Origin of the sequence: Candidatus Amarobacter glycogenicus (genome assembly GCF_016704105.1) — a bacterium.
In the GTDB taxonomy this organism is placed as follows: Bacteria; Chloroflexota; Dehalococcoidia; order Tepidiformales; family Tepidiformaceae; genus Amarobacter; species Amarobacter glycogenicus.
This window is the reverse complement of record NZ_JADJAT010000019.1, coordinates 140,877-153,214: the sequence shown is the minus strand read 5'-3', so window position 1 is coordinate 153,214 and position 12,338 is coordinate 140,877. Positions and strand designations below refer to the sequence as shown.

The 12,338-nt window shown below is 66.1% G+C and carries 13 protein-coding genes; 2 read left to right on the top strand and 11 right to left on the bottom strand.

All coding sequences use genetic code 11. The features are described 5' to 3' along the window. Window positions 1-2: 2 nt before the first annotated feature. Window positions 3-1,718: a CapA family protein gene (locus tag IPG14_RS11975; RefSeq protein WP_343391986.1), complete on the bottom strand. Its 1,716-nt coding sequence runs from the start codon at window positions 1,716-1,718 to the stop codon at window positions 3-5. A gap of 133 nt (window positions 1,719-1,851) precedes the next feature. Further along, entirely contained in the window at window positions 1,852-2,724 is an 873-nt protein-coding gene (locus IPG14_RS11970; protein ID WP_343386659.1) for an HDOD domain-containing protein, read from the bottom strand. Between the two features lie 173 nt (window positions 2,725-2,897). On the opposite strand from IPG14_RS11970, the gene IPG14_RS11965 reads away from it, so the two are divergent. Further along, complete coding sequence (locus tag IPG14_RS11965; protein WP_343391985.1) at window positions 2,898-4,469, top strand: fatty acid--CoA ligase; 1,572 nt, start codon at window positions 2,898-2,900, stop codon at window positions 4,467-4,469. A 4-nt stretch (window positions 4,470-4,473) separates the two neighbouring features. Here IPG14_RS11965 and IPG14_RS11960 read toward each other — a convergent pair whose 3' ends face one another. The 7 genes from IPG14_RS11960 to rdgB form a co-directional block, all read right to left on the bottom strand. Then, window positions 4,474-5,547: a hypothetical protein gene (locus IPG14_RS11960; protein ID WP_343386657.1), complete on the bottom strand. Its 1,074-nt coding sequence runs from the start codon at window positions 5,545-5,547 to the stop codon at window positions 4,474-4,476. Then, window positions 5,544-6,209 carry an ATP-binding cassette domain-containing protein gene (locus IPG14_RS11955; protein WP_343386656.1) on the bottom strand — a complete coding sequence of 222 codons (666 nt, stop codon included), beginning with the start codon at window positions 6,207-6,209 and terminating at the stop codon, window positions 5,544-5,546. Before IPG14_RS11955 ends, IPG14_RS11960 begins: the two co-directional genes overlap by 4 nt. Before the next feature lie 54 nt (window positions 6,210-6,263). Beyond that, the gene (locus IPG14_RS11950; RefSeq protein ID WP_343386655.1) at window positions 6,264-7,310 is read right to left on the bottom strand and encodes a hypothetical protein; all 1,047 of its coding nucleotides are present in this window, start codon (window positions 7,308-7,310) and stop codon (window positions 6,264-6,266) included. A gap of 83 nt (window positions 7,311-7,393) precedes the next feature. After that, entirely contained in the window at window positions 7,394-8,050 is a 657-nt protein-coding gene (locus IPG14_RS11945) for a hypothetical protein (RefSeq protein WP_343387661.1), read from the bottom strand. Window positions 8,051-8,052: 2 nt separating this feature from the next. Next, window positions 8,053-8,325 (bottom strand): hypothetical protein, encoded by a 273-nt coding sequence (locus tag IPG14_RS11940; protein ID WP_343386653.1) that lies wholly within the window; start codon window positions 8,323-8,325, stop codon window positions 8,053-8,055. 184 nt (window positions 8,326-8,509) lie between these two features. Further along, window positions 8,510-9,007: a hypothetical protein gene (locus IPG14_RS11935; protein WP_343391984.1), complete on the bottom strand. Its 498-nt coding sequence runs from the start codon at window positions 9,005-9,007 to the stop codon at window positions 8,510-8,512. Between the two features lie 11 nt (window positions 9,008-9,018). Next, entirely contained in the window at window positions 9,019-9,624 is a 606-nt protein-coding gene (gene rdgB, locus IPG14_RS11930) for an RdgB/HAM1 family non-canonical purine NTP pyrophosphatase (RefSeq protein WP_343391983.1), read from the bottom strand. Window positions 9,625-9,723: 99 nt separating this feature from the next. On the opposite strand from rdgB, the gene IPG14_RS11925 reads away from it, so the two are divergent. Beyond that, the gene (locus IPG14_RS11925) at window positions 9,724-10,755 is read left to right on the top strand and encodes a zinc-binding dehydrogenase (protein ID WP_343391982.1); all 1,032 of its coding nucleotides are present in this window, start codon (window positions 9,724-9,726) and stop codon (window positions 10,753-10,755) included. A 14-nt stretch (window positions 10,756-10,769) separates the two neighbouring features. Here IPG14_RS11925 and IPG14_RS11920 read toward each other — a convergent pair whose 3' ends face one another. Both IPG14_RS11920 and IPG14_RS11915 read right to left on the bottom strand, forming a co-directional pair. Continuing rightward, window positions 10,770-11,483, bottom strand: coding sequence for an HAD family hydrolase (locus IPG14_RS11920; RefSeq protein WP_343391981.1), 714 nt, complete (start codon window positions 11,481-11,483; stop codon window positions 10,770-10,772). Between the two features lie 35 nt (window positions 11,484-11,518). Continuing rightward, window positions 11,519-12,322 (bottom strand): alpha/beta hydrolase, encoded by an 804-nt coding sequence (locus IPG14_RS11915; protein WP_343391980.1) that lies wholly within the window; start codon window positions 12,320-12,322, stop codon window positions 11,519-11,521. Window positions 12,323-12,338 lie beyond the last annotated feature (16 nt).

Below are 12,338 nucleotides of genomic sequence, written 5' to 3'. Positions count from 1 at the left end.
CGTCACGGCTGCGGCAGGTCCAACGAGGCCTCGATCACATCGGAAATCACCTTCAGGCGTGTCTCGCCCGCAACGAAGACCGGCTTGTACTTGTTCTCGATCCGGTAGGGCACCAGGCGCACGGTTGCCAGTCGTTTCCCGTGAAAGGTCGCTTCGAGCAGGTATCCCTCGGTGTGTTCCGGCGTGTGCGTCTGGTCAAAGATGAAGTTGCCGAGTGCGTAGGCAATGAACGCGTCGTCCCGCACTTCGAGAGCCTGCACCCAGTGGGCCTGGTTGCCGACGACGAGGTCGGCGCCCGCATCGGCGGCGGCCCGGAGCGCCTTGATGCTTCGGGGGCTGGGTGCGTGGGTGTCCTCCGTGCCGCTCTGGATCTGCACGACGACCACGTCGACCTCCGTCTGCAGCGCCCGGATGCGTTCCTGGAGCCGGGAAACTCCGAGCAGCGAAGCGGGCTTGTAGAACGCGGGCTCGGCCGGGAGGTCGGCTTTCTCGTTGGCGTAACTGTCATCCAGCGGCGCGGTCCCCGGCGATGTGGCCGTCGCCTGCAAGTCCTCCGCCGCGATGTCGTCGAACCCCAGGATGCCGAACTTCAGGCCGTTCACTTCGAGGATGACCGGCGCGAGGGCCTCTTCGAGGTTCCGCCCGCCGCCTGCGGTCCTGATGCCGGCGGCGCTGAGCCTGGCGATGGACTCCAGCAGTGCCTGGCTCCCGCACGAGCCGCGCCCGCAGTCGAACGCATGGTTGGTGGCGACGGTCATCTCGTCGATTCCGGCGAGGGTTAGCGCCTCGATGACCTCCGGCGGCGACGTCAGGTTCGGGTACTCCATGACGATGCACAGGTACGGCTCTCCCAGCCCCTGGATCGAACCATCGAGCGAGCTCAGCGCCAGGTCTGCTCCCGCGAGGTATTCGCCCACCGGACCGCGCAATGCTGCGGCCCAGTCGCCGGTCGCTTTGATCGCTGCGAGCGAACAGCGCGACTGGAGCACATCGCCGGTGGCGACAATCCGGGTGACCTCGGGGAGCTTCGCCGCAATCGCCGTCTTGATGTCGCTGACCTCCGCACGGCCCCGGTCCGTGCGGCCAACAACCTGGATGCGTTCCACCAGGGGCCATTCCTCAGGGTCGCCGGTGCCACGCGCGATGTCATTGCCGTCCACTCCCAGTGCAACCATCTGCGGCGCCAGTTCTTCCAGGGGAACGATCGCGAACACCCCTGAGCCCGTCGACATCGCCGTTCTCAGTGCCGCATACCCGTCCACTACCGGTGCGAGAAGCGAGCCTTCGCCGAGGCCGTAACGCCCCGGTGTGTCACTTGCAGAAGCGACCACCTGGCGGATCCTGCCGGGTATCCCACCGGCCTCTCCCCAGTCGGTGATCTCGCCGCGCCAGATGCGCTCGAGCTGGTCCGAGGTCAGCGTGTCGATACCCGCACCGAGGGCCGCCACGGGCACGTAGTACCTCACCACCACCGACCCTTCGCCGTTCCCCGAGGCGAACTCGATGTCCGGGACCTTTCCGGCCTCGACCGCCTTCAGTCCCAGCGCGGCGCCGCCGTGCGGCAAGGGTCCGGCAAAGGTCAGACCTTCCCGCACTTCGGAAGCCGTTGTCGCGCCCGCGAGCGGAGCAACCCGGTCTCCCGTTTGGCCGTCGGAAATGGTGTCGAAGAGGACGAAGGCAAGGAAGCCCAGGCTTGCCGCCAGGGCGGCCACAGCCACGCAGAACCACGGTAGCCATGAGCTTCGCCGGTGTGCCACGGGCTCGCGCGTCATCTGGCAGATACTCGCCGCGGCCGGCCATCGTGGTCAAACCCCGGGAATGCCGCGGTTCAGGCAGGCGCGCACGGCTGCCTCAGCTTGCTTTCGCGTACCACTTGTCGGGCGTGCCGCTCGCGCTCTCGATGAAACTGAACGCCTTCGCCAGCACGCGGTCGATACCGCCGCAGGCGGTTTCGACCTGTTCCAGTTCCGTCGAGAGCACGGGGACTTCGCCGATATCCATGTCGTAGCCGCAGAACAGGCCGTAGTGGAGCATCAGCTGGTTGGATTGGGAGACCACGCCGGCGAGTCCGTCCGCAGCGGCTGTGAGCGAACCATCATGGTGGCAACGGACCGCGTCCACCAGGTGCCCCGGGAACTTCCAGCGCTCGCCCAGCGCCTGGCCGATCTCGTCGTGCTGATAGCCCGTCGTCTCGAATTCGGCGTCATGGAGAGGGAGGTCGCCGCTGCGAGCGATGGCCACCGCCCTGGCGAACTCCTGCGGCATCACCTGCCGCAGCACAAGCCGTCCGATGTCATGGAGAATCCCGGCCGTGAATGCGTCTTCCGGCTTCGCGCCGAGCGTCTTCCGGGCGAGCGCCTCGGAGGCGACCGCCACGGCCACGCTGTGGCCCCAAAAGAGGTCAAGGTCGAATCCGTCATCGACCCCGTTCCGCTTGAATGCGTTCATCATGCTCGCACCCACCGAGACCTGGCGCACCTGTTTGAAACCCAGCATGACCACGGCTTCGCGGACCGTACTGATCCGCCGGGCGAAGCCGTAATACGCCGAGTTGCTGATGCGAATCAGCTTCGCGGTCAGCGCCTGGTCCGTCGCGAGGACCCCGGCGAGGTCCATCGCGCTTGTCTTGTCGTCTTCGGCCATGCTCATCACTTTGGCGGCCACAGCCGGAAGTGGCGGGAGATCGTCGACACGGTTCAGCAGTTCGGAAGCGTCCTTGCCCATCGCTAACTCTTTCGGCGTATTCGGGACCGCTCTGAACCCGTGACTTCGCGTGTCCGGCGCGGGAATCAGGGGAAACCCGTGTCCCACCGTCGCCTTCAGCGCCCAGCTTCACGTTTCTTGTCTCTCGTCGTCCGCCGGAGCAAACTCGGCGTCACCAAACCGAGGGTAGCCCCGTGCCCAACGAAGTCCGTATCGATAGCCTCGCAGATGTGACTCGCGGCCACGCCATGACGATCGGTGAAAGGATCGCCCTCGTCTGCGAGGGCCGCGAAACGACCTTCGCCGAACTCGACCGGCGTGCCAGCAGAGTCGCAAACGGCCTCATCGCTGCCGGGATCGGACCACAGGCGCGTATCGGCTACCTGGACAGGAACTCCGACAGGTTCTTCGAAGTGCTGTTCGGTGCGGCCAAAGCGAACGACGTCATGGTCGCCGTGAACTGGCGGCTGGCGCCCCCCGAAATCGCCTTCGTACTCAACGACGCCAGGGCCGAGGTCCTGTTCGTCGGCAAGGAGTTCTTCCCAGTCCTCGAGGACCTCCTCCCCGACCTCAAGGACGTCCGCAAAGTGATCGCGCTCGATGCGCCCCACACCGGCTGGGAGGAGTACGAGGCCTGGCGCGACGCTCAGCCGGAAACAGACCCGCAGATCCCGGTCGACCTTTCAGACGTCGCCGTCCAGATGTACACGAGCGGCACGACGGGACACCCGAAAGGCGCCCAACTCACCCACGAAAACTTCCTTACCTTGCTCCCGGCGGCGACCAACGAGTGGGGCGCCCGGTGGACCATCGACGATGTAAACCTCGTCTGCATGCCGCTCTTCCACATCGCCGGCAGCGGCTGGGGTGTGCTCGGACTGTATGCAGGTGCCCGGTCTGTCGTCGTTCGCGACATCATCCCGACCGAGATCCTCAAGGTGATCCCAGAACACCGGATCACCCGGGCGATCTTCGTGCCGGCCGTGCTCTTGTTCCTGGTCCAGACCCCGGGTGCCCAGGAGACCGACTTCTCCAGCCTGAACCTCATCGCCTATGGCGCATCACCGATCCCACTCGACCTCCTCCGTGCGGCGATCGCCACCTTCAAGTGCGATTTCGCCCAGGTCTACGGCCTCACCGAAACGACCGGCGCCGTCACCTACCTGCCTCCCGAGGACCATGACCCGGACGGTAACGCCCGGATGCGGTCCTGCGGCCGCCCGATGGGCGGCATCACGGTCCGGGTCGTCGATGGCAACGGCCGTGATCTTCCCCCCGGCGAAGTCGGCGAAATCATCGTGAAGACGAAACAGAACATGAAGGGCTACTGGAACCTCCCGGATGAGACCGCGAAGGCCATGAAGGGGGATTGGTTCTACACCGGAGATGCCGGCTACCTCGATTCCGACGGCTACCTGTACATCCACGACAGGGTGAAGGACATGATCGTCTCCGGCGGCGAAAACGTGTATCCAGCGGAGGTAGAGTCCGCGCTCTTCGGGCACCCCGCCATCGCTGATGTCGCGGTCATCGGTGTCCCCGATGACAAGTGGGGAGAGGCCGTGAAGGCCATCGTCGTGCTCAAGCCTGGCGCGGAGGCCGACGCGGCCGGGATCATCGCCTTCGCCCGCGAGCGTATTGCCGCCTACAAGGCGCCCAGGTCCGTCGACTTCGTGGAGGCACTGCCCCGCAATCCCTCCGGCAAGATCCTCAAGCGCGAACTGCGCGACCCCTACTGGCACGGGCGCGCCCGCCAGGTGAACTGAGGTGCTACCGGTCCTTGAGCAAGGTGGCGATGCTTCCGCGCGCCACAGCGGCCGATGCCCAGGGGAACACAGCAAGTAGCAAGAGCGCCGCAGATCCGCTCGTCGCCGCTGCGTGCAGCGCCACTTCCCGCGTCGGCTCGCTTCCCCAGACCGCTTGCGCGGCAATCGCATAGCTGAAGCCGAGCGACCATCCGGCGGCGACGAGCGGCCAACCTTCGGCCGCCCCCATGATCGCCATTTGACTTCTGCGCGTCCCCATCGAGAGGTAAAGGCCCGCCTCCGACCGGCGGAACCACGCCGCTACGAGCGCGAACCCGAACGCCACCGCCGAAACCGCCACCCAGCCACGCCTCTGTGGCCGCGCCTCCCACTCCGCTGCGGGGTCGCGCGTGAACTCGTCCGAGCGGCGATACGGACGCACGGCGGGGTCGGCTGAGCCTTCTGCGAAGTGCGCCGCCAGCGAATCCCGGCCTGCCTCGTAGGCGCCCGGCTCGAACTCCACCCAGCACTCATCGAATGTCTCCGCCGGAGCGACCGGGCTCAAAGCCCAGCGTGCCGCCTGTGGGTTTCGCTGCGCGAAATCGCCAACACCGGACACGCGGACCGGTTCCGCATCCGCGAATGCCGCGATCAGCCCCGGCCTCAGCCCAAGTTCGGTCGCCATTGCCGGTCCGATGACGAGCCCAGGCCCAGTCCCCAACGCCTGTCGCGTATCCCAAACGCGGAGGATCCCCAGCGTTACCTCGGCTGCCTGGAACAACACGCCGGGCGCCGTGGGGAACGTGCTCTGCCCCGTCCCTCGCCAGGCACCGGCCGCCACCACTCCCGGCTGCCCGTTGAGCGACTCACACCGCGGCCCCGAAAGCCCACCGCCCGGCACGGTCGCGATCGCCACATACGCTCCCCCCTCGCGGAAATCGCGGGCGAAGTCCGTGAGGTCCATCCCCTGCCGCAGCTCCAGGAACGCCAGTCCGCCGAACCCCGCCGCACAAATCCCCAGCAGCAACAGAGACCGGAACGCGTTGGCGCGGAGGTTCGCGAGCCCTTCCTCGATGAGGGACGCAACCCGCCAGCTCACGGTGAGTTCTCGATGACGATCGCACTGTCGATCAGCCGGATGATGCGGCTGCAGCGCGAGGCTACCTCCGGGTCGTGCGTCGCGATGATGACCGCCGTGCCGATGGGCCGCTGTTCGATGAGGGCCTTGCCCACTTCGATGGTGGTTGCGCGGTCGAGTTGCCCCGTAGGTTCGTCAGCCAGGATCCAGCGCGGCGCCGCGGCCAGCGCCCGCGCGATGCATACCCGTTGCAGTTCGCCGCCGGAAAGCAGCCGGGCGGGCCGCGAAGCGAGGTGCCCAACACCCACGCGGTCCAGTTCCATGATCGCCGTGCGTCGCGCCGCCTCCGGCAACGCCCCTCGCGCCAGGAGTTGCAGCGAGGCGTTGTCCAGCGCCGTCCGCCGCAGGAGTGCGTTCGCCGTCTGGAAAACCCAACTGAACTGCGTGGTCCGAAGCTCCGAGGCCGTTCGGCTCTTACTGACCGCCTCGCCATCGAGCAGTACTTCGCCTTCCGTGGGATGCGTCAACAGCCCCAGGATCGATAGCAACGTCGTCTTCCCGGACCCCGACGGCCCCATCAACGCGACCGATTCGCCGTCGCCAACCTCCAGGTCGACTCCTCGCACCACCCACGGCATCGCCGCCCCGTAGCGGTGCGATACCCTGTGTAACGTCAGGGGCATTGCTCACCTTCCACGCTCACCGCTTTCCTCTTTCCTCTTTCCTCTTTCCCCTTTCTACGGGCATTGTGGCTCGTCCAACACTTGCGCCGGGTTCGAAAGCACCTGCTGTGAAGCCTCTAACCCGCTCGCGATGTTCGTCACCCCGCCCCGCGCGCCCGCTACCGTCACCGTCACCGCCCGGTACGTCTTCCCCGCGGGCAGCCAAAGGCAGAGCGTGCCCTTCTCGTTCGTCATCACCGCGGAAGAGGGCACAGCCAGTGCCTGCAAGGGCGTCTTCCTCTTCGTCAGCGCCGGGATGCCGTCGCGCTCCGTCTCCTTCGGGCTGCGAAGGTGCGGCAGGCTCGCGGCGGCGATGGACTGTGTGCCTGTGTCTATGACGAACTCCTGCCCATCGACGATGGCGACGTACTCGACGCCGGGCGCGAAGTTGAGCGGCTCCTGGTTGCCGGAGACGAGCCGCGCGCTGGTGACCTTGCCCGGCGTGGTGATGATGACTGCCCCCTGGGCCGGCGTCTGCTGCCCGACTTTCAGGTTCACCGCTTCCGCTACCAGCTCCTGCGCTGGGAGGAACACTACCCAGCCGGGGTCGAACGTCGTTGTGCGGGCCGCACCGATGTGCTCGGCAAAATCACCGACGGCCTGCGCGGTCGCGAACGTCGCAACCTGCGCGTTGGCAGGCATTGCGTCCAGCGCCCCCTTCAACACCAGCAACCGGTGCAACTCCGCGACATCCGGGCCTTCCGTCCCGGAAGCAATCGGCCGGTAGAACGGGATGGACGAGGCGAAGCCAACGCGGTCGATGCCATCGACCTGGAAGAGCACCGCCCCACCGGCTAGCGCGTCTCCCGGCCTGGCCTTGACGGAGGTAACGGTCCCGCGCGCCGCCCCCGCCGCCACCTCTGGCCCCGGGATAGCGGTGGCGACGATGCGAAGCTGGCGTTCGTCCGTGACGGTTCGGGAGGTGGGAGAGGAGAGGAGGGGGGAGGTGGAGTGGCCGTCATCTCCGAGCTCGTCTTGGCGAAGTGTTAGCACCGCCGCAAGCAGCAGCGGCAGGAGGGCTACTCCCGACAACAGCCGCGTCCTCACACGAAGGGTCGCCATCGATTGCGACCCTTCAACGCCGCCATCGGGTGCGCCGCCGGACTTTGCCCTGAATTCATCAGAGCCCGCTGACCGCCCGTCATTCAACCTCCCCAGAACGGTAAGTTGAATTGGGTTCTCGCGCGCGCGAAACAATCGCCGGCATCCCGGTCACCCTCCATCAATGCATTCTTGGCGTTCTGAAATTCTACTCCATCGGTTGGCGCCGCTCGATGGACCAGACGTTCTCGGTAACAGGCAAGCACCGCTTGCTGCGCTTCCGCGATGACCTTGGCTCCATCCGGCGCCACGAAGTCGGCCCAAGCCAGGGTTATCTCGCTGAAGTACTCTTTGAAGCACTCCTGATTGGCGGAGCGGCCAGCTTCGAGCTGACCTGCACCGTACGCGAATACGAGGCGGTACCTGTGAAGGGCGTCAGGCAGGGGTTCTTGCGCAGTCGAAAACCCGCGCTCTTTCATGCACGACACCATGGCGAGGGCGGCACCGTCGTACTCCGGCAAATCGATCACGCCGTCGGCCGCGATCGACTGCTGAAACGCCGAAGAGTTCTTGAACAACTCCTTGGTTACCGCATTGAGGACCAGTTGTGGCGAACCGTCGGATGACGCTGACGTCGAATTGGGAACCTCAAGTGCTCCGGGTCCGGAAGAATTGCAACCGACAGCCAAGATCCAGGCCGAGATGAGCCACGCAGCATTGAGGAGGAGTCGTTGGTGTTTGACCTCGCGTCCGGAAAGCATGCTTACCTACTCGCGCTCGTGTTGACCCACGCGCCACGAAGCTCGCCGGGGTTCGCCCGCTCAGCGGAGAGGTGGCTGGCGATTTCCGCGGTAGCAGTTTCCACCCACCGCTTCACGGTCGCAGGCTCTACGCCTTCTCGTGCGGCGATCGCGTCTCGCGTCTTGCAGCGGGCCAGTAGAAGCAGGGTTCGTTTGTACTCAGGCCGCATGCCAGGCAGATGTATCGCCGCCAACTCCGCGAACCAGCGCGCCGATTCCAACGCCTGTGCCGCCATCGCTCCACCTCCTCTCCCTCTGCCACGGGGGGACGCGGCCATGCTGGTCACGGCATGAGCCGAATGTCAAGCAAGAAACCGTAAAACCGGATAATGCACCCGGCCTCGCCGGGGACTCATGCTCAAGCGCGAACTGCGCGACCCCTACTGGCACGGGCGCGCCCGCCAGGTGAACTGACAGCGGTCACGGGCTGCCCTCCGAGGCGGCGAGCCGTACGGCCGCGATTCGCGCATCGACGCCGCTGTACCAATCACGGTAGTCGCTCACGTTGCGGCTGCGCACGGCCTCGCGCCCCGCGCGTGTGTGAGCGATGAGGTCGGTCAACGCAGCATCGACCTTCGCATCGTGGGCTGAGAAGCGCGCGTCGGGCGGCGCCAGTTCGAACACCGCTTGCGCTGCGCAGACTGTCTGGCTCGCATACTCCGCGAAATCGGGGCGGAACTCCTCCCGGCGATAGAAAGTGTCTTCGGGGTACTCCACCCGGAGTTCGGCGCGCAGTTTTTCGAGCGTGACCACGGCTTCCTGCAGCCGGCGCAGGTAAGCCTGCGCCGAGATGGTCCCCGGGTTCGCCCGCGAAGTCGCCACCGGAGAGGGCGCCGGGCACGCCGTCTCCTCCGGGAAGCTCGAAGCCGCCGCCCCGCACCCACCGAAGAGTGTTACGAGACTGAGGAGCCCGGACATACCGACCGCTCTCATGGACAATGACTCGCCAGCCACTCGGCCGCTGCCCTCACCGCCTTGCCACGGTGGCTGATGAGGTCTTTCTCGTCGTCCGAGATTTCGGCCTGGGCACGCACCCCGTCGACCAGGAAGACCGGGTCGTAACCGAAACCTCGCCCGCCTCGTGGCTCGTGGCCAATCGTCCCCTCCTGCACGCCCTCGAAGAGCATCGGTTCGCGCCCCGCCGGCCAGGCCAGCGCGACCACCGCGCGGTAGCGCGCCGTCCGTTTCGGATCGGGGACTCCGTGGAGTTCACTGATGAGCTGGGCGGTCCGCGCGGCATCGTCCAGCCCGGGCCCGCCGAAGCGTGCCGAGTACATCCCCGGCCTGCCGCTGAGGGCGTCAACTTCGATCCCCGAGTCATCTGCGAGGGCGAGGCACCGGCCCGCATCCGCGAAGGCCTGCGCTTTCAGGGCCGCGTTCTCCCCGTAGGTCGTGCCGGTCTCCTCCGGTTCGATCGTGATCCCAAGGTCCGCCGGCGTGACCACTTCGAAGCCGCTGCGGGCGAGCAAGCGGCGAAACTCGCGCACCTTGCCCGGGTTGTTCGTCGCGAGGAGCAGGTGCTGGCGGTTCTCCACGCGCCTAGTTTCGGGCCTCTCCGTTCGTCACGGCAACGGCCATCAGTTAGCCGGGGCTATGGTAGAGTCCCCCAAATCCTTCGCGTGAGGCGAACGAACATGCGAGCTATGGTCCTTCGTGGCAAAGCCCTGGCGATCGAAGATGTCGAAGTCCCCCAGCCTGGACCGATGCAGGTCCTCGCGAAAGTCCTTGCCTGCGGTATCTGTGGGAGCGACCTCCACGCGGCCAAGTACATGGATGACATGATCACGGCTTCGCGCCTGAGCGGGAGCGTCGCCTGGGACAGCCGCGCCGAGACCGCGGCGATGGTCATGGGCCACGAGTTCGTCGCCGAAGTCGTCGAAGCCGGCCCGGGCGCCGAGAGCTGGACGCCGGGCACACGCGTCACCTCCGTCCCCGTCCTCATCGATCCTTCATCGCCGAACGGCATGACGGCCATTGGCTATAGCACCGTCTACCCGGGCGCCTACGGACAGTACGTCCTCATGAGCGGACCGATGTTGCTGCGGGTGCCAGACGGGCTCGCCGACACTACCGCCGCGACCACTGAGCCGTGCGCCGTTGGCCTCCACGCGGTGCGCCAGGCCGAAATGAAGCCGGGGGAGGCCGCCATCGTCATGGGCGCGGGGCCGATCGGCCTGATGACGCTGATCTGGCTGAAGAAGGAAGGCGTCGCCCATGTCACCGTCAGCGATTACGCCCCGACCCGGCGTGATCTCGCCGCGAAGCTCGGCGCCGACCTCGTTGTTGACCCCGCCAAGGACGACCTTGCGGCAGTGCACCTGGCGGCCACCGGAGCGGCGGTGCCCGCGGTCTTCGAATGTGTCGGCGTCGAAGGCACGCTGCACCAGGCTATGCAACTCGTCGAACGCGGCGGCCGCGTCATTGTTGTCGGCGTCTGCATGAAGGAAGACCGGATCTATCCGATGGTCGGCATCAACAAACAGCTCACGTTGAAGTTCGTTCTGGGTTACACACCCGTCGAATACGCGGAGGCACTTGCGGCGCTCGGGGACCGGTCAGTCGATACCTCGCCGATGGTTACGCGTACGGTCTCCCTCGACGAGCTTCCCGCTGCCTTCGAAGCACTCGCCGACCCGCACGACTGCAAGGTTGTGCTCGTTCCCTGAGCTTCCCGGTACCGTTACAGGTCCAGTGCGGTCAGCAGTTCCGGCAGATGCGCGAACACCCGGTCCGGGACGTGGGGCGCGTCATCCTTCAACTCGAGCCGGTCGCGGTGGATCCACGCCGCATGCACCCCTGCGCCCTGCGCACCGCCGATATCGGCGTACAGGTTGTCACCGATGTGCCAGGCTTCTTCGGGCCTCGCCCGAACTGATTCCATTGCGTGGAGGAAGACGTCCGGGTGCGGTTTGCCGCGCCCGAACTCGCCTTCAATGACGATCACGTCGAAGTGCCTGGCCAGGTCGAATCGCTGGATCTTCCAGCGCTGCATCTCCTGGGGACCGTTGGTGATGAGCCCCGTACGGAACCCCTCCGCGCGGAGTCGATCGAGCGTCTCCACTGAATCTTCGAAAAGCCGGAATCGGCTGGATTGCTCCTCCCAGTAGCGGTCGGCCAGTAGTTTCGCTCGCGACGTATCGAGCCCCTGCGCCGCCAGCGCCGACTCGACGTTGTGGGCGCGCGCCTCGTGCAGCTTCGTCCGCCAGTGCTCCACCGCCGCCTCGTCCTTCCAGAAAGCGAGCATCTGGGCGCGGATCGCCTTGTTCAGCTCCTCAGCATCGCAGCCGAGGTCCACCGAAAACGCCTGGCAGGTCGTCGTCCAGGCCTCGGCGACACCGCCCGAGGTGTCGAGCAGGGTGTCGTCCATGTCGAAGAAAATCGCGCGGGGGTTCACCCTTCGAGTGTACGGCATGGCCAGCCCAGCCGCGTTTAGGCCGGGACGGCCGCCCCCAGGAACTCGAGGAACGCGGTGTTGTGCTCGTGCGGCGCTTCTGTCACGCCGGCGTGGCCGCCCTCGAGCGAGACCAGCTTCGCCCCGGGGATGAGCTTGCTCAGCTTCTCGCCGTTGCGCGGCGGCACAAGGATGTCGTCGCTGTTGGTGACGACGAGCGTCGATGACTTGATCCCGTTCGAGCGGGAGGTGGCATCCCAGGCGAGGATTGCCTGGACCTGGCGGATGAACGCGTGGTCCTGCTGCGTGTAAGGGTTGTCGACTGTCGCCTGGATGGCACGCTCATAGCGTTCGCCGTCATCCAGCAGGGCAGCGCTGTAGATGAACGGTGCCGTGTTGCGGACCAGTTGTTCGCGGCTCATGTTCGATCGGCGAACGTTGACCATGTTCTGGAGGACGACTCTCGAATAGCCGTCCAGGCCGGCGCTCGTCCCCAGGAGGATCAGCTTGTCGACCCGATTCGCGTACTTGAGTGCGAATTCCTGCGCGATCATCCCGCCCATGCTGTAGCCGAGGATGTGCGCCTTCTCGACCTTCAGCGCTTCGAGGAGCGCGGCAAGGTCATCGGCCATCCCGGAGAGGGAATACGGCTTGTCCGGAGCGCCGGTCCGGCCGGCGCCACGGTTGTCGTAGGTGATGACGCGGAAATGCTTCGCCAGGTCGGGTACCTGCGTCGCCCATGCCTGGAGGTCGCTGCCAAGACCGCGGATGAGGACCAGTGGCTCACCGCGTCCCGTCTCTTCGTAATAGGTAATGATGTCGCGCGTAGGTACGTAGGGCATCGCGAATGTCCTTGAC